This is a genomic window from Bacillus halotolerans (assembly GCF_001517105.1).
Classification (GTDB): Bacteria; Bacillota; Bacilli; order Bacillales; family Bacillaceae; genus Bacillus; species Bacillus halotolerans.
Genome location: NZ_LPVF01000010.1, coordinates 581,751 through 597,667 on the forward strand (window position 1 = coordinate 581,751; position 15,917 = coordinate 597,667).

At 43.4% G+C, this 15,917-nt stretch carries 18 protein-coding genes; 2 read left to right on the top strand and 16 right to left on the bottom strand.

The window, feature by feature from the left end; all coding sequences use genetic code 11:
* Position 1 precedes the first annotated feature (1 nt).
* The 9 genes from yknW to AU387_RS13325 all read right to left on the bottom strand — a co-directional run bounded on the left by yknW (position 2) and on the right by AU387_RS13325 (position 8,800).
* Entirely contained in the window at positions 2-697 is a 696-nt protein-coding gene (gene yknW, locus AU387_RS13285) for a YknW family membrane protein (RefSeq protein ID WP_059335867.1), read from the bottom strand.
* A gap of 121 nt (positions 698-818) precedes the next feature.
* Positions 819-2,633 (bottom strand): ABC transporter ATP-binding protein, encoded by a 1,815-nt coding sequence (locus AU387_RS13290; protein WP_059335868.1) that lies wholly within the window; start codon positions 2,631-2,633, stop codon positions 819-821.
* Between the two features lie 10 nt (positions 2,634-2,643).
* Positions 2,644-4,401 (bottom strand): ABC transporter ATP-binding protein, encoded by a 1,758-nt coding sequence (locus AU387_RS13295; RefSeq protein WP_044156048.1) that lies wholly within the window; start codon positions 4,399-4,401, stop codon positions 2,644-2,646.
* Between the two features lie 237 nt (positions 4,402-4,638).
* Positions 4,639-4,872: a molybdopterin converting factor subunit 1 gene (gene moaD, locus AU387_RS13300; RefSeq protein ID WP_044156050.1), complete on the bottom strand. Its 234-nt coding sequence runs from the start codon at positions 4,870-4,872 to the stop codon at positions 4,639-4,641.
* Complete coding sequence (locus tag AU387_RS13305; protein ID WP_044156051.1) at positions 4,865-5,338, bottom strand: molybdenum cofactor biosynthesis protein MoaE; 474 nt, start codon at positions 5,336-5,338, stop codon at positions 4,865-4,867. Before AU387_RS13305 ends, moaD begins: the two co-directional genes overlap by 8 nt.
* Positions 5,338-5,859 (bottom strand): molybdopterin-guanine dinucleotide biosynthesis protein B, encoded by a 522-nt coding sequence (gene mobB, locus AU387_RS13310; protein ID WP_059335869.1) that lies wholly within the window; start codon positions 5,857-5,859, stop codon positions 5,338-5,340. Before mobB ends, AU387_RS13305 begins: the two co-directional genes overlap by 1 nt.
* Complete coding sequence (locus AU387_RS13315; RefSeq protein WP_059335870.1) at positions 5,820-7,112, bottom strand: molybdopterin molybdotransferase MoeA; 1,293 nt, start codon at positions 7,110-7,112, stop codon at positions 5,820-5,822. Before AU387_RS13315 ends, mobB begins: the two co-directional genes overlap by 40 nt.
* 17 nt (positions 7,113-7,129) lie before the next feature.
* A complete protein-coding gene (locus AU387_RS13320; protein WP_059335871.1) occupies positions 7,130-8,149 on the bottom strand; it encodes a MoeB/ThiF family adenylyltransferase in 1,020 nt (339 codons plus the stop codon).
* A gap of 51 nt (positions 8,150-8,200) precedes the next feature.
* Positions 8,201-8,800, bottom strand: coding sequence for a molybdenum cofactor guanylyltransferase (locus tag AU387_RS13325; RefSeq protein WP_059335872.1), 600 nt, complete (start codon positions 8,798-8,800; stop codon positions 8,201-8,203).
* A gap of 132 nt (positions 8,801-8,932) precedes the next feature.
* Here AU387_RS13325 and AU387_RS13330 point away from each other — a divergent pair, with 132 nt between their 5' ends.
* Entirely contained in the window at positions 8,933-9,898 is a 966-nt protein-coding gene (locus AU387_RS13330; RefSeq protein ID WP_059335873.1) for a coiled-coil domain-containing protein, read from the top strand.
* A 41-nt stretch (positions 9,899-9,939) separates the two neighbouring features.
* Here AU387_RS13330 and rok read toward each other — a convergent pair whose 3' ends face one another.
* The 3 genes from rok to ahpA all read right to left on the bottom strand — a co-directional run bounded on the left by rok (position 9,940) and on the right by ahpA (position 12,049).
* Complete coding sequence (gene rok / locus AU387_RS13335; RefSeq protein WP_059335874.1) at positions 9,940-10,515, bottom strand: transcriptional regulator Rok; 576 nt, start codon at positions 10,513-10,515, stop codon at positions 9,940-9,942.
* A gap of 451 nt (positions 10,516-10,966) precedes the next feature.
* Positions 10,967-11,425, bottom strand: a complete 459-nt coding sequence (ykuV, locus tag AU387_RS13340) for a thiol-disulfide oxidoreductase YkuV (protein WP_059292859.1) — start codon at positions 11,423-11,425, stop codon at positions 10,967-10,969.
* Positions 11,426-11,506: 81 nt separating this feature from the next.
* Positions 11,507-12,049 carry a biofilm-specific peroxidase AhpA gene (ahpA, locus tag AU387_RS13345; protein ID WP_010334066.1) on the bottom strand — a complete coding sequence of 181 codons (543 nt, stop codon included), beginning with the start codon at positions 12,047-12,049 and terminating at the stop codon, positions 11,507-11,509.
* A gap of 243 nt (positions 12,050-12,292) precedes the next feature.
* Between ahpA and AU387_RS13350 the strand changes: the two genes are divergently transcribed.
* Positions 12,293-13,096, top strand: a complete 804-nt coding sequence (locus AU387_RS13350; RefSeq protein WP_059335875.1) for a mechanosensitive ion channel family protein — start codon at positions 12,293-12,295, stop codon at positions 13,094-13,096.
* A gap of 34 nt (positions 13,097-13,130) precedes the next feature.
* Here the strand turns inward: AU387_RS13350 and AU387_RS13355 are convergent, their stop codons facing one another.
* From AU387_RS13355 to AU387_RS13370, 4 genes are all read right to left on the bottom strand, one after another.
* Entirely contained in the window at positions 13,131-13,376 is a 246-nt protein-coding gene (locus AU387_RS13355; protein WP_010334064.1) for a YkuS family protein, read from the bottom strand.
* A gap of 60 nt (positions 13,377-13,436) precedes the next feature.
* Positions 13,437-14,561 carry an N-acetyldiaminopimelate deacetylase gene (locus AU387_RS13360; protein ID WP_059335876.1) on the bottom strand — a complete coding sequence of 375 codons (1,125 nt, stop codon included), beginning with the start codon at positions 14,559-14,561 and terminating at the stop codon, positions 13,437-13,439.
* Between the two features lie 70 nt (positions 14,562-14,631).
* A complete protein-coding gene (gene dapD, locus AU387_RS13365) occupies positions 14,632-15,342 on the bottom strand; it encodes a 2,3,4,5-tetrahydropyridine-2,6-dicarboxylate N-acetyltransferase (protein ID WP_024121226.1) in 711 nt (236 codons plus the stop codon).
* A gap of 105 nt (positions 15,343-15,447) precedes the next feature.
* A complete protein-coding gene (locus AU387_RS13370) occupies positions 15,448-15,903 on the bottom strand; it encodes a flavodoxin (protein WP_059335877.1) in 456 nt (151 codons plus the stop codon).
* Positions 15,904-15,917 lie beyond the last annotated feature (14 nt).

Here is a 15,917-nt window from a genome sequence, read left to right on the forward strand (position 1 = left end):
TTTATGCACCTGCCACAGAGTTTATCGCCCCTGAAATAAACGAAAATGCGACCAAAAGGACGAAAAGAATAATAACGGATATCCATCCTGCTTTTTTGGAGATGCCTCCCGTTTTGTGAAGACCGATCGCTAATAACACATAGCTCCAAATGCTGAAGATTTCAAATGTATTTAATACATTGGCTAAAGGCATGTCTGAAGGAATAATTCCCGCAAGTGACGTCATGCTGTAAAGTGAACTTGCGTCCGTTGTAAAAGCAACAATTCCGTTAATTAATAATCCTAAGCTGCTGATTAAGGAGACAAACAGACCGAGAGAAAGCATTTTCTTATACGTCGTTACGCCTCCTGATATTTTCACACAGAGCCAATAAATGAGAGGTGCAATAAATAAAGCTGCAATTCCGCCAAAAATAGAGCCTATCATTCCAGTGTATTTGGTTATCGTTCCGAGAGTTTCAACCTGTTCAGCTGTTAATCCATTCGTATTTGTATTTTTCAGAAGCTCGCTATAATCCGTTCCGAGACCCTGCAATACAGCACCAACTATGATGATTGCCGCAACAATCAAGAGCGGGCCCCATACCACCGGCCTTTCTCTTATTCTCTCAAATTGAGTTCCAGGACTTGTGATCACTCCAAAAAGGGATGGCTTTTCAGTTGACACTCCGCCGTTTTTTTCTACATTTGCTTCCATATATAAAACCTCCTTGAACATATCTAGCTGATAATACGAAAGGACCTAAAAAAAGTTTCATATTTTTCGAAAAAATATCCAAATCATTCAAAAGGCCTTCAGACTTCCAAACTGAAGGCTTTTATTCGGCAGCTATGCTGTATTGCGCTTTCACCAGTCCTGCATAAATACCTCCTTTCGCAAGCAGCTGTTCGTGGCTGCCCTCTTCCATTTTCCTGCCGTGATCAAGAACGATGATATGGTTGGCGTCGCGGATTGTGGACAATCTATGGGCAATCATGACGGCTGTACGATCTTTCAGCAAAGTTTTTAAAGCCTGCTGGATTTTGACTTCTGTCTCTGTATCAATGCTTGCCGTGGCTTCGTCAAGAATGATAATAGCAGGATCTGCGAGCAGCGCTCTTGCGAAGGAAATGAGCTGGCGCTGACCGGCAGATAATACGCTTCCCCTTTCTTCCACTTCTGTTTCGTATCCTTCTGCTAAACCAGAAATAAACTCATCCGCTCCGACTGCTTGAGCAGCTTTTATCACTTCTTCGTCTGACGCATCCGGCCTTCCGAAACGAATATTTTCCATAATCGTTCCGGAGAAAATAAACGTATCTTGAAGCACAATGCTGATTTGAGAGCGTAAACTGGCAATGGACAGGTCTTTTATCGGAGTGCCGTCTATTTTAATGGTTCCTCCTGTTGCATCATAAAATCGGCTGATTAAATTGGCAATCGTTGTTTTCCCGCTCCCCGTGTGTCCGACAAGTGCAAGTGTTGAGCCTGCTGGAATAGAAAAGGAAACGGCATGAAGTGCCTTTCGTTTTTCATCATAAGAAAATTCAACCTCTTCAAAGCTGATATGGCCTTTAATATTTTTCTTGTGAATGGCATCCCGCTTTTCTTTGACGTTCGGCTGTTCGTCTAAAAACTCGAAAATCCGCTCTGACGAGGCCATCCCCATTAACAATTGGTTATAAACCTGACCTAATCTTGAAATAGGCTCCCAAAACATGCCTAAATAGAAGGCGAAAGATACGAAGACACCTATTGTAATGGTTTGGTTCATGATGAGTGTGGCGCCATACCATATTAATACAGCCGTTCCTATCGCATTTGTCATTTCTACCAGCGGACGGAACACAGCATTTTTTCTTGTTGCTTCCCGCCATGATTGATAGTTCTCCTGATTGACTCCGTCAAAATACTCCATGTTTTCTTGTTCCTGCGTGAAAGCCTGCGTTACGCGGATACCTTGTATGCTTTCGTTTAAATGGGAGTTCAGCTTTGATTGCTTCAGACGCACCGTTTGCCATGAACGGCGGATTTTTTTTCTGAGACTTGTTGAAATAAAAAACATAATCGGCAGAGTCACCATGATGGCTATGGTCAGTTCAGGACTCAGCGTGAATAAAATGATGACAACTCCCGCCAAAAGCAATAAATCTGTTAATAAGTTAATTACGCCGCTTGTGAAAAGCTCCTGAAGGGAGTTAATGTCATTCATAATTCTTACGAGAATAGACCCTGCCGATCTCTGATCAAAAAATCGGTGGGACAAGCGCTGCACATGGGTAAATAAATGCTGGCGCAAATCGTAAATGACATGCTGGCCAAGCTGGTTCATCCATCTGATCCTTAGCATATTGGCTGCATAATTAACGGCGTATAAAACGCTGATCAAAATAATCAGCTGCATCAGCAATTCCGAATTCTTTGCTGTAATGGCTTGATCGAGAACATAAACACCGATCAGAATGGGAATGACAAGCTTCACAGCAGTCCCAATCAAAACGGTGAGAAAAGAAAGCGGCAGAATTGTTTTTCGGTACGGTTTGACATAGCTTAACAGCCGCCACATTTGAGCCCAGTTAAACGGTTTTTCAATGATTTCATCTGAAGAATAATAGAAACGCTCCAAAATCCCATGTTTTTTTGCTTGTTTCATATGTTCCTCCCTATCCGACCTGATGCGGCTCATTTATCATATTGACGTCCCGGTATTGCAAATCGTATATCTTTTTGTAATAGCCGTTCTCGGCAAGAAGCTCGTGATGATTGCCTCTTTCACGAATGCTACCTTTATCGAAGACAAGAATTTCATCTGCGTGTTTCAGTGAAGAAATGCGGTGAGCGATGATAAAGGTTGTGCGGTTTTTCATGACTTCTTTTAACGCAAGCTGTATGCTGTGCTCAGTTTGCATATCTACTGCACTTGTGGCGTCATCTAATATTAAAATGCTTGGGTTTAAACAGATGGCTCTGGCAATAGCAATGCGCTGCTTCTGGCCTCCTGAAAGCCCCAGCCCCCTTTCTCCAAGCATGGTGTCATATCCGTCAGGCAGTTCCATAATAAAATCGTGAGCCTGAGCTCTTTTTGCCGCATTTATAATGTCGTCCATCGAAGCATCCGGCTTCCCGTATGAAATATTTGATCGAATAGTAGATGAAAATAGGAATGATTCTTGAAGTACAACTCCAATATTTGAGCGAAGGGTTTTTAATGAATAATCTGTGATAGGTTTATGATCAATCGTAATGATTCCGCCTGCAGGGCTGTAAAATCTAGTGAGGAGCTGTGTGACTGAGCTTTTTCCAGATCCCGTAGGGCCCAAAAGTCCGATCATCTTTCCGCTTTTTGCTTCAAAGCTTACATCGGAAAGCGCGTTCGTTTGTTCATTTCTGTATGTGAGAGTTACATCTTTGAATGAGACATCTCCGGTTAGCTTTGGCTGATGTAAAGCATGAACGTGGTCTTTGATGTCTTCCTCTTCATCAAGAATGTCTAACAGACGCTCTCCTGAGGCTTTTGCCTGAGAAAACATATTAATCACAAAACCTAAGTTCATGATTGGCCACATCATATAATTGACCAGACTGAAGAAAGCGACAAGCTCACCCGGATTCAGCTGATTTTGCATGACCAAATAGCCGCCGTATGAAAGAAGAGCCACAATACAAATATTGCCGATAAACTCCATCAGCGGAAAATACGCAGACCAGATGGATGACGTTTGTAAATATTTTGTTCTGTAGGCCGCATTTGCCTTATTAAAGGCGCTGATTTGAAAATCTTCTCTTGATAGTGACTTCACTGTGTTGATGCCGCTGATATTTTCCTGCACCTTTGTATTGAGTTTCGCAAACGATTTTCTGATGCCTCGGAAGGCGGGGTGTACTCTTTTGTCAAACTGATATACCGCGACCGCCAGAAAAGGCAAAGCAGCGATTGTTACCAGCGTTAGCGGAGCCGAATAGTAAAACATGACCGATAAGCTGATTGCAACCAGCAAGCCGAATCGAATAAACTCAGCAAGCCCGTAGGATAAAAAAAACCTGAGCCCTTCAACATCGGCTGTCAGCCTGGACATCAAATCACCTGTTTTTGCGTTGTCATAGTAAGAAAAAGAAAGCCTCTGCAGTTTTGCATACAGGCCATTTCTCAGCCGGTAAACAGATTTGATGCCAAACATATCACCTAAATACTGATGAAAAAAAGTGGCGGTTCCTTTTACAGCCATAACCGCAATAAATCCCAGACTGATCCATGCTGCAAGCTGATACTGCCTCCCCAGTACGATCTCATCAATCGTAATTTGCAGAATGATCGGATAAACGACCGTAATGGCTGTCATCAAAAGCATCGCCAGAAGCGACCACATAAACACCTTTCTGTACGGCCAATAAAATGATTTTAATCTTTTAAATGTCTCCATACCCAGCACCCTTCCAGTTTTTTCACCCTTACTATATCGATTCCCGAAATAAATTTCTATTATTTTTCGAAAATTCAATCTAATGATGGAGATGGTCTCTTACTTTATATGGCGGGACTTATGTAAAATAAATGCCTACAGAAAATCATTGTATGCAGGATGATGAGCAGGATATGCAAAAAATGAGGGATATGGCTTTTAACGCAAAAACCGGACGGCTTTATCGCCGTCCGGTTTTTATCCCCCGCTGACAGGTGGAATAACAGCCACCGTGTCACCGGAAGATACTGAGGTATTTTCTTTGACGTAGTTTTCATTTACAGCAATCATAGCCGTATCAATTGATTCAAGTCCGTATTGTTCCTTTAATACCGCTTTTATATCATCGGTTGTTGCTTGTTCCATATCAATTTCAAGCGTTGACGTGCCGGCCTTTTCAGCAAGTCCCGCAAACAAAAGAATGTTAATCATGCTGCTCTCCCTCACTTACATCTGGTTTTCCATTCGGATAAGCTGTTGTCTCAAGCTGGTCACCGATCCATTGCTCTCCGTCTTCCCAAATTTCTTTTTTCCAAATAGGCACAATCTGTTTAATGCGTTCGATTGCATACTCATTGGCTTCATAAGCGGCTTTTCGATGGGGAGAAGACACAGCGATGACAACTGCCGCTTCGCCGATATCCAGTACACCGATCCGATGGGTGATAGCAGCCGAAGCACCTTTCCATTTCTCTTCTATTTCAGCCCCGATTTGGGCCAGCATCTGCACAGCCATCGGTTCATAAGCCTCATATTCCAGCCGGATTGTTTTTTTTCCGTTTGTCCACTCCCGAACTGTCCCGATAAACGTGGTAATAGCTCCGGCTTCCCGTCTCTCTACTTTTTTTATGATATCTTCAGTAACGATGGGTGTTTTCGTAATCTCAAACCGTCCCATTACACAGATTCCCCTTTCAGCTGTGAAAGCACATACTCAACTGCTGCTGGATCATTCGCGTGAAAAACGGGTAATCCTTGGTGTGCAGCCATTTGTTCTTTTTCTCTGTATATAATTGCGATGATATTTACTGCCTGCAGTTCAGCCAGATCATTCTTATCTCGTACTATTACTACTTTAGGATAAGGAGCTTTTTTAAAGCCTTCTATGAGCAGGCAATCCATATCGAGAAAGCGATATAACTCGATCAGCTGCGGGAGATCCCATTTACGGCGGGCTGTAAGCTGTAAAACACCCGCTCCTTCTACTGCTGTTACATCAGCTCCCGCAGCTTGGTAACGGTCAGTGTCTTTTCCTTCAGTGAATGCTTCCGGTTCACCGCCATGACCGTGATGCTTCAGGCAGCCTGCATGCAGTCCCTGTTGTGCGGCTTTTTTAAGAATATGCTCTATCAACGTTGTTTTTCCGCTGTTTTGGAATCCTACAACTTGGACGATCGGGAAAGGACGGACCAAGGCCACTCACTTCCATTCTCTTCTCTGATCAGCAGCACGTGGACCGTTCTGCCTGATTCGTAACCTCTCGTACCGCCCGGCAGGATGATAAACGCATTCGCCTCTGCAAGTGAAGTGACAGAGCTTGACTTATCTAATCCAACGGGAGCCGCTAACAGCTTTCCTTCCTGATGGTGTACATAAGCACGTACAAATCGGGTAAAAGGATTCGGCTTCGGAAAGTCCTTAGTCAAAACAGCTTCTGCGCAAATCGGATGCGGTTTATCATGAAGCAGCCATGACCGGATCATCGGTTTTACAAACAGTTCAAAACCGACATAGCATGCCGACGGGTTACCTGACAGCCCAAACAGCAGCATATCGTTTGCATGAGCCACAGTCGTTACACTTCCCGGGCGCATAGCAACTTTATTAAAGAGCACATCAGCCCCGAGTCTTTCATAGATTGCAGGCAAAAAGTCAAAGTCACCCACTGACACGCCGCCTGTGGTGATTAGAAAATCAACCTTTTCCATTGCTTCCTCGACCGCAGCAAAGCTTTGATCAAGATCATCGGAGATTTTCCCTAAGTAAAGAGGTGAAGCGCCCGCTTCGATAACTTGTGCATATACCATACTGGCGTTGCTGTTACGGATTTTCCCCGGCTCCAGCGGGTCACTGACATTCAGCAATTCAGTGCCGGTAGCGATAATCCCGACAACAGGCTTTCTCATGACAGGCACAGAAGCGTATCCAAAGGTTGCCAGAAGAGCTGTTACCCCCGGAGTGATTCGCGTGCCCTTTCTGACTAAAACGCCCCCTTTTTGAGCATCTTCACCTGTTTTTGAAATATTGTCCCCTGGCTGGAAGCTGCGTTTTAAAGACATAAACGGCTGACCATTCTCTTCAAAGGTTTGAGTCAGCTCAATCATGACCACGGCATCCGCGCCTTTTGGAATTTGCGCACCTGTCATGATCCGCACTGCCTGAAACGCAGCAAGTTCTTTTTCAGATACAGCCCCTGCTCCGATATGGTCAATGACCTCAAAGCGGACAGGGTGCTCGCGTGAAGCTTCAGCCGTATCACATGCTCTGACAGCAAAACCGTCATATGGTGAACGGTCAAATGCAGGCACATGGTGATCTGCCGTTACATCTTCAGCTAAAAATCGGTGAAGGCTGTTTTCAAGCGCCACCCATTCTGTTTCCCCTCGTTTTTGAAATCTGCTGACACGCCGAACAGCTTCATCTACCGGTATCGGTGTTCTTTTCTCCAGCATTCTGAACCCTCCTGTTGTTACAATCCGATTACTCTTGCCAACACAGAATTGGCTTCTTTCACATCACTTGTTCCGTGTATCAGAGCCCGTCCGTCATTAAAAATGACGATTCTGAAATGTTCATAATAGATATGAAGCAAAAATGCATTGGCCTCTACCTTGCCGATTGTTTTCAGCCGACTGGCGAGCTCCTGCTTCGGTATTCTTTTTAATGACTCTGATCTGACTTGAACCGTATCACGGCCGCACAGCACAGCCGCTTTTGGCGTGTTCCAGTCTTGAAGATAAGGATAAACTGCGTGTGCGCCGCACGACGGACAATCTTCGACTCGTACATTGCTAACGTTGATTTTCATATGTGAATTGTTCCAGACATCAAACGTGACAAAGCCGCGCTGTATCGCTTCTGTGTTTCCCGTTAACAGTTTCAGCGCTTCCGCCTGCTGATAGGCTGAAACCATATGGACCGCAGGCGGAATAATCCCCGCTGTATCGCACGTCGCTCCGCCGACAGGAATTTGCTCAAACAAACAAGACAAACAAGGTGTCTCCCCCGGAATAATTGTCATGAACATCCCTTGGCTGCTTACACAAGCGCCATAAATCCACGGTGTCTTTGTTTTCTGAGCTAGATCGTTGATAAGCATGCGTGTTTCAAAATTATCTGTTGCATCGATGACAACATCCGCTTTTACGATCAGCGGTTCAAGCGTTTCAGCCGTCCCCTCTGTAACGTATGCCTCAATATGTATGCCGCTGTTAATAGCGGATAAATGTTCTTTGGCAGCCATAGCTTTTGGCATGCGGAGTTCCGCATCGCTTTCTGTATAGAGCTGCTGCCTTTGCAGATTGCTCCATTCTACATAATCACGGTCAATGATGGTGACGGTTCCAACTCCCGCTCTCGACAGCCCTTCAGCTCCGGCTGTTCCGAGCGCTCCTGCTCCTACGATCAGCACGCGGCTATCTGCCAGTCTTTGCTGGCCCTCTTCTCCAATTTGCTTAAATCTGATTTGCCGTGAATAACGCTCTTCCATCAAACCTGATCTCCTTATCTTTTATGTCAATCATACCATGATTTCCCCCCGTCAGTCCCAGCAGGAGAATGTCTTGAGTTCATTCAAACGCCTATAGTCATGTCGTGTATTAATATTCATAAACTCTTCCGGCACTGCCGCGATTTCCTCTGCCTGTACGTACCGAACTGAAATACGGTCTAAGAAATCTGATAGTTTTAATTTTTTCTCAGATAGCTGTTCATATAGAATAGGCATGACCCTTTTATGATACAGTGCTATCAATGGCTGCACTCGTCCGCCTGATATCGGGATGACTGCGTCCGTATCGGCAGTTACCATGCGCCTGAGCTCCGCCATCGTCCTTTTTCGTATCAGCGGTGTGTCACAGGATAGAATCGTATAAAGGTCACCGTCTGTCTTTTCAAAAGCAGTATAGATACCAGCCAATGGGCCCATTCCTTGGAACGGCTCCGCGTCTTGATACACTTCGGTTTCGCCATTCTCTTGAAATCTATCGATAAACTCGGGACGGCTGATGATGACCGCTTGCTCACCCAGCGACTTTTTAGCCCATTCGTAAAACATACGGCCTCTCCATTTTACAAACGCCTTGGGCTCCCCAAACCGGCGTGAAGCTCCTCCTGCTAAAAGTACACTTATATGTTTCATGCTCTCACCTCTAGTTACCAAAAGCATAGCAAAAGCAAGGCCCCAACGCCAATGCTTGTCTGTTTATTAAAGAGGAATAGCTGTTCAGTATTTGCATATTGTAATGTTAACATCATGAGGGAGATGGTTCGATTGAAAAGAACAGGTCCTTTTTTCCATGACGTGTCACAGGAGAACCTTTATTTAAAATCAGAGCTGTCAAGGTGCCGTAAACTAATTTCCGAGTTTGAGGCAAGCTACTTCCATCAGAAAAATAACAAACTGCTCAAAGAAAATACCAATATGAAAGAAAAACTTCAGCAGCTGTCCGCTGAGCTAAAGCAAATGTCAATGAAAGAACAACACGCCTCCTATACGAGCCATACACTGCATCAAATGAGAGCCGAACTGCTCGATAAAATCGTCACCTTGCAGGAGCTTCTTTCCGCAGAAACCTACAAACGCAAAACCGAAATCGAAGAAAAACATAAGCTTCATATCGAAAAAATCAAAATTGAGGAAGAAAATAAAAATTTGCATAAACAAATTATTCATCTTAATACCTCTATCCAGCGGGAACAGAACGAATTGTTTCAAGCGAAGCAGCAAGCTGAAACGATAAAAGCCGAAAACGGACGCTTGAAAGAGCAAATGATAGAAAAAGAATACCAGCTAAAACATATCAAAATAGAAATAGATCATATGAAAGACCGAATCATAGAAACGAAAGAAAGGCTGCTTGAAATAGAAAAAACGAAAGAAAAACTATTTCAAGAAACTATTATTTCGTACAAACGGCAGCTCGATGAAAGTGATGCCTGGATTGCTTCTCATTTTGCTGATATTGATGGCGGTGCGAAACAGAAAGAAAAAACGGCAGAAGAAGCTCAAACCGTTTACGCACCGTCAAGTCATGTAGAGACCATCCTTGAAGATGTCACAAAACAAGTAAATGAGCTTCAAAAACAGCTGACCCGAGCCCAATCATCTGACCAGCTTATCAATCATAAAATTGAAGAGCTGAAGAGCCGTGCCGCCGAAGAAAAACCTTATCAAAAATGGGTGTATAAGCTTAATCTTGAAAAAGAAAACAAACCTTCACCGAAAAAAACCCAATAATAAAAAAACTGCTTGAGCTCCCAAGCAGTTTTTCTGTGTGTTTATTCTGTTGCTGATTCAGCTGATTCGATGTCACCCTCTAAAATGTACTGGCCGCGATACGGTTTTTTCACTTCCGGATACATTTTAATTAAACTTTGCATAAATGTTGTCATATTAGGGATTTCAAGACCGCTTTCCTTTTCAATCTCTTTTTGAAGCTCGGAGCTCTTAATCGCCGCGTTGTGGCGTTTTAATGTTTTAATAGCCGCTTCACGCAGTTTAGCTGCTTTAGATCCCGGTCTTGCCGTTCCTCTTCTTCTTCGTGTTGTTCCGTCTGGTATACCGGCAGGAAGAGAGGAAATAGATTGAAGCTGAGGCTGAACAGACTGCTGCTGTGATGGCGGCTGATAGCTTCTGATTTCCTGAGCCGCAAGCTCAGCGAGAACCGGCAGAGAGTCAGTTTTTCGTTCAGAACGGAACTCCTTTTTCGTTTCGGAAGGGCTTCCATTTCTGTCCAGCTCTCTTAATTTAGCGTATATTTTATCGCGTTCAATTTGATATTCACGAATGACTTTCACTTCAGCTTCATTTAATTGTTCTAATCGCAAGCGCAAAGCTTCTCTTTCATTAAACATTCCTCAATGTACCCCCTATCAGAATTAACATCTTTAATTAAGATATTAGATTACAAAAGTAATTTTATCAACTATTATTTTAGCATTTTACTATTATATTTACTCTATGAAAAATTCCTTATTTTCTGAAAACGTTTTATTTTTTAACAGACCTCTTTATTCACAAGGGTTCAAGAGCTTATGTCAGTCATTTGGAATAAAGTTGAAAATATATCTTTTAATTACTTCTTTAATGAAATTTAGTGTAATATCTACAATTTTCGCGTGCAGAGATATGAAAAATATCTAAATATGCAGAAAAACATAAGAAATTAGGTCTCGTTTTTAGAAGATAAATCATTAAAAAGCATTTTTCTTATACCCAAATATGGAAAAATAAGCTTCTTACTCTTTTCCTTTTTTGCGCAAATAAAAAAACCTGATTAGGATCAGGTTTTTAATTTGCACACAATTATTCCGCTGCTTGTTCTGTTTCAGCCAGAACGCGGTTCACACGTTTTTCAAGCATTTTCATGCCGCTGCCGCCGGCTTGGAAATGACGAAGCTGTCCGGTTTTATCAAACACATAGTACGCAGGCACATACTCGTTTTCAAATGCGTCGGTTAAGGCGTGGTCGCTGTCAACAAAAATAGGCTGAGTAATGTCATGTTCAGCAGCTACTTCCTTGATTTTGTCGAGATCCAGGTCATCTTCGGAACGAGGCATATGAACAGCTACAACGTTCAGCTTGTCTTGATATTTGTCCCGGAATTCATTCACCTGCGGCATAGCTTCTTTGCACAGATGGCAGCTGATGGACCAGAAATGAATAAGTGTCGGTTTTTCTCCAATCAGTTGTTCTTTTGTTACTTCACCATTGAACCAAGCTTTTTCTCCTGTCAATTCAGGCATTGGCTGACGTAATTTCATCGCTTTTCCCTCCTAGTGAGCAGTAAGAGTCAAAAAGGCCTAACGAATTGTTAGACCTTTTTCTTTCGTTCTCAAAAAGAATTAAAGTGTTTTTTGACCTGGTTTCCAGTTAGCCGGGCATAGTCCGCCTGTTTGAAGTGCTTGCAGCACTCGAAGCGTTTCATCAACGTCACGTCCGATGTTGTTATGGAAAACCGTTTGATATTGCAGCTCGCCTTCAGGATTGATAATAAACAATCCGCGAAGTGCAACGCCTTCTTCTTCAATTAAAACGCCATATTCACGGGATACTTCATGGTTAGTATCAGCAGCAAGCGGATATTTCAGCTGACCAAGACCATTTTCTTTACGGTCTGTGTTGATCCACGCCAAGTGAGTATGGATTGTATCAGTTGAAACGCCGATCACTTCAGCATCAAGATCTTCGAATTCGTCATAACGGTCAGACATCGCTGTAATTTCTGTCGGACAGACAAAAGTAAAGTCCATTGGATAGAAGAAAAGAACCGTCCATTTGTCGTTTTTCATGTTTTCTTCAAGACTTACTTTGCCAAATTCCTTATTTGCAAGGACTGCTTCCATTTCAAAACGAGGAGCTTGTTTACCTACCATACGTTCTGCCATATGTATCCCTCCAATTGATAGTTTGGCTTTAAAAGCCAGATGAACAAGAAAATAAAGGAAAATATTACTTATTTCGTCAATAACCTCACAATGACTATTATATCGAACCGCATTTTCCCAGTCAATTTTTAACAAAGAATACATGTCTTTGCCTTCGACATTTTACGGTAAAAAGTTTAACATGTTCATGTATAGGGAACAAACTTTAACATGCTGCAACACATTCAGAAAGGGAGCACCAACATGGATTTTATTACACACTATGATTGGGCAGGTCTTGTCACCAATGCGGGTGTTTTACTCATTAAGCTCGTCATTATGATTTGCCTCTATTTTATCGTTCGATCTGTAGGCATGAGAATTATTAAACATCTATTTGCAAAATTTGAAGCGCAAAACAACCTGACTATCGGACGCGCTCACACGCTCCGAAGCCTGACACTTAACGTATTTGCTTACATATTGATTTTTATTTTTTTCGTTATGGTTCTGGATTTGTTTCATTACGACCCGAGCGCTCTTTTAGCAGGGGCGGGAATCGTAGGTCTGGCGGTCGGTTTTGGCGCCCAAGGCCTTGTCAGCGACATCGTGACAGGTTTTTTTATTCTGCTTGAAAAACAATTGGATGTCGGAGATTATATCACCGTTGCGACTTTTGACGGAATTGTGGAGCAGGTCGGTTTAAGAACGACCCAAATCCGCAGCTTTGACGGCACACTGCATTACATTCCGAACCGGAACATCACAAATGTAAGCAACCATTCCCGCGGAACGATGCAGGCGCTGGTTGATATTAAAGTCCCGGCTGAAAGAAACCTCGATGAAACCATTCACATCTTACAACATGTATGTGACGAAACGGCAGCTGCTCTTCCGCAAATAAAAGAGGGTCCTAATGTCATTGGCATTCAAGAGCTGGGAACCTCTGAAATTGTGATCAGAGTCATTGCAAAAACAGAAAATATGGAACAGTGGCGGGTCGAACGCGTGCTGAGAAAAGAAATAAAAACCGCACTCGACCACGCTTTTCCTAAAGAAACAGAATAACAAAAGAACCGAAGCTTTTGCTTCGGTTTTTACTTTACTGAATTCTGCTTTCAACTTCGCTGCAAATTTCTTCAGCAGTCATCCCGGAAGCTGTAATGACCGGTGCTTGTGTTACTGTATCGGCAATACCTTGCACATTGTTGTCTAGCCCTGTTACGACACAGCAGTCACAGCCTTTTGCATCTGCAGGACTTTTCATCATGACAACGTCATATCCTTTTTCTCTTAATGCAGCTTCTACATCTGATAACGACTGTTCAATTCCTATTTTTTTTGTCATAAAGAACACCTCCGTTAAATAGGGTGCTCATCATATGGCATTTTATTCTTTCTATTGTACTTAATTGGCATAAACAGAAAAATAACCTGTCATCACGTTAACCGCTGTTTCGATCGCATTTTCATCAGGATTCAGCTTTGCGTGATGGAGTCCGTCCGCGGAATCAGCGCCGAGCCAGAACATGAAACCCGGGTATTTTTTCAGCATGTAGCCAAAATCCTCTCCGGTCATCGCTTCTTTTGCTTCGATTACTTGTGCCAATTTTTGCTCAGCAACAAAAGACATAAACTCCTCTGTGAGCCCGCTTGTATTGTAAACTTGGTGATACACAGACGGATACGTCACTTTTCCTTTACAGCGGAAGCCGATTTCGATTCCCTTCACTAAATCTTCGATCCGTTCCTTTACCTGCTTCATGGATTCTTCAGAAAGCGTGCGGATTGTGCCTTCCAGGTGAGCTGTTTGCGCAATGATATTTTGCGCGGAGCCGCCCGTAATCGTACCGATAGTAATCACAGCGCTGTCCAGCGGGTCTGTGTTTCTCGAGATGATTGTTTGCAATTGAGTAACGAGTGTGCTTGCCGCTACAACCATATCCTCAGCTAAGTGCGGATAAGCGGCATGCCCCCCTTTGCCTTCCAGGTCAATGACAAGCTCTGATGTATTCGCAAAAAGCAAACCGCTTTTTGTCGCGATGGTGCCGACCGGAAGCTCTGGCGCAATATGAAGCGCAGTGATGAGATCAGGCTGCCACTTTTTTAAGACGTCGCTCTCAAGCATCGGTTCCGCTCCGCCTGGCCCTTCCTCTGCCGGCTGAAATAAAAAGAGCAGATCATGCTTAACAGGGTGATGAACAAAGTGGTCGATGATGCCCAGCGCAATCGTCATATGCAAATCATGTCCGCAGGCGTGCATTTTGCCGTGATGCTCTGATGCGAACGGCAGCCCTGTCTGCTCTTCGATTGAAAGCGCGTCAATGTCCGCTCGGTATCCGAGCATTTTTTCCGGCGCTGTTCCGTTCACTTTCACAAAAAGTCCGGTTCTCCATTTTTCAATTTCAATTCTGTCTTTCGGATATTGCTCCAAGACGTTTAATAAATATTGCTGTGTTTTGAATTCCTGAAATCCAATCTCGGGTATACGGTGCAGATCTCTGCGGATTGCAATAAGCTCCTCTTTCTTCATTTTCATTTCCTCCTGCCTATACGAATAAGGCGTGGATATATCATCCACGCCTTTTTAATCAAATCATTCCTTACAGCTGGCGTAATTCCTGCTTGATTTCAGTTTTGCCTTTTGTTTTCTCATCGATATCTTTGATTTTCTTAGCAGGTGTTCCTGCAACAACTGTGTATGGCTCAACATCGTTCACTACGATCGCTCCCGCAGCGACAACAGCTCCTTTACCGACTGTTACACCTTCGAGTACGACAGCATTTGCACCGATTACAACGTCGTCTTCAATGACAACCGGTTTAGCGGATGGCGGCTCAATAACGCCCGCAAGCACAGAACCCGCACCGATGTGACAGTTTTTACCGACAGTAGCTCGTCCGCCAAGAACAACGTTCATATCGATCATTGTACCTTCTCCGATAACTGATCCGATATTGATAGAAGCCCCCATCATGATGACTGCGTTATCGCCGATTTCAACTTGGTCGCGGATGATCGCACCCGGCTCGATGCGCGCTTTGACATCCTTAAGATCAAGCATAGGAATCGCAGAGTTGCGGCGGTCATTTTCAACCACGTAATCTTCGATTTTGCTTTGGTTTTCTTCAATTGCTGTTTTGATTTCGCTCCATTCACCGAAAACAACACCAGTGTTTCCGTTTAGAAAAGCTTTCGCAGATTCACCGAAATTGATTCCTTCCAGCTCACCTTTTACATAAACCTTTACAGGTGTAGATTTTGTACTATTTTGTATAAATGAAATAATTTCATTTGCGTCCATCATTTTCATATGTATAGTCCTCCTCCTGATTTTCTACCTCATTACTGTATCAAAGGAAAGATACAAAGACAAGAAAAAAAGGAAACACCCGCTCGGCAGTTCCCTTTGCATCTATCAGACAGCACAGCTGCTTTTTCTGGCAAATTGTCTGCCGAATTCCTTTAATACTTCTTCTTCTTCCCCTTCAGGATTCATTTCAACCTTTACGGAAGGAAGCACAATTTCGCCGCCTCGTTCTTTTATTTTCTCTTCAAGCGTATCTACAGCACCGCAGAAATATTCATATGCTGTATCACCGGAACCGAAAACGGCGCATGTTTTTCCGGTAAAGTCAAGGGCTCCCATTTCTTCGGCAAGGTCAAGAAATTCGTCAGGCAGATCACCGTCTCCCCATGTATAGGTTCCTAAGATGATATGTTCATAATCATTAAACAGCTCGGCATCATCAATGTCCATTGCTTCAAATCGATCTACTTCCGCTTCCGCCTCCTGAAGACCCTTTTCAATCAAATCAGCCATGGCTTCTGTGTTGCCTGACATCGTTGCGTAAACCAGCAAAATCTTCCCCAATTCCGTATTCCTCC

Bases quoted from the DNA above. Each gene is read 5' to 3' on its own strand.
- yknW (WP_059335867.1), bottom strand. From the start codon at position 697: ATGGAAGCAAATGTAGAAAAAAACGGCGGAGTGTCAACTGAAAAGCCA.
- AU387_RS13290 (WP_059335868.1), bottom strand. From the start codon at position 2,633: ATGAAACAAGCAAAAAAACATGGGATTTTGGAGCGTTTCTATTATTCT.
- AU387_RS13295 (WP_044156048.1), bottom strand. From the start codon at position 4,401: ATGGAGACATTTAAAAGATTAAAATCATTTTATTGGCCGTACAGAAAG.
- moaD (WP_044156050.1), bottom strand. From the start codon at position 4,872: ATGATTAACATTCTTTTGTTTGCGGGACTTGCTGAAAAGGCCGGCACG.
- AU387_RS13305 (WP_044156051.1), bottom strand. From the start codon at position 5,338: ATGGGACGGTTTGAGATTACGAAAACACCCATCGTTACTGAAGATATC.
- AU387_RS13315 (WP_059335870.1), bottom strand. From the start codon at position 7,112: ATGCTGGAGAAAAGAACACCGATACCGGTAGATGAAGCTGTTCGGCGT.
- AU387_RS13320 (WP_059335871.1), bottom strand. From the start codon at position 8,149: ATGGAAGAGCGTTATTCACGGCAAATCAGATTTAAGCAAATTGGAGAA.
- AU387_RS13325 (WP_059335872.1), bottom strand. From the start codon at position 8,800: ATGAAACATATAAGTGTACTTTTAGCAGGAGGAGCTTCACGCCGGTTT.
- rok (WP_059335874.1), bottom strand. From the start codon at position 10,515: ATGTTTAATGAAAGAGAAGCTTTGCGCTTGCGATTAGAACAATTAAAT.
- ykuV (WP_059292859.1), bottom strand. From the start codon at position 11,425: ATGAAATTACGTCAGCCAATGCCTGAATTGACAGGAGAAAAAGCTTGG.
- ahpA (WP_010334066.1), bottom strand. From the start codon at position 12,049: ATGGCAGAACGTATGGTAGGTAAACAAGCTCCTCGTTTTGAAATGGAA.
- AU387_RS13350 (WP_059335875.1), top strand. From the start codon at position 12,293: ATGGATTTTATTACACACTATGATTGGGCAGGTCTTGTCACCAATGCG.
- AU387_RS13355 (WP_010334064.1), bottom strand. From the start codon at position 13,376: ATGACAAAAAAAATAGGAATTGAACAGTCGTTATCAGATGTAGAAGCT.
- AU387_RS13360 (WP_059335876.1), bottom strand. From the start codon at position 14,561: ATGAAGAAAGAGGAGCTTATTGCAATCCGCAGAGATCTGCACCGTATA.
- dapD (WP_024121226.1), bottom strand. From the start codon at position 15,342: ATGAAAATGATGGACGCAAATGAAATTATTTCATTTATACAAAATAGT.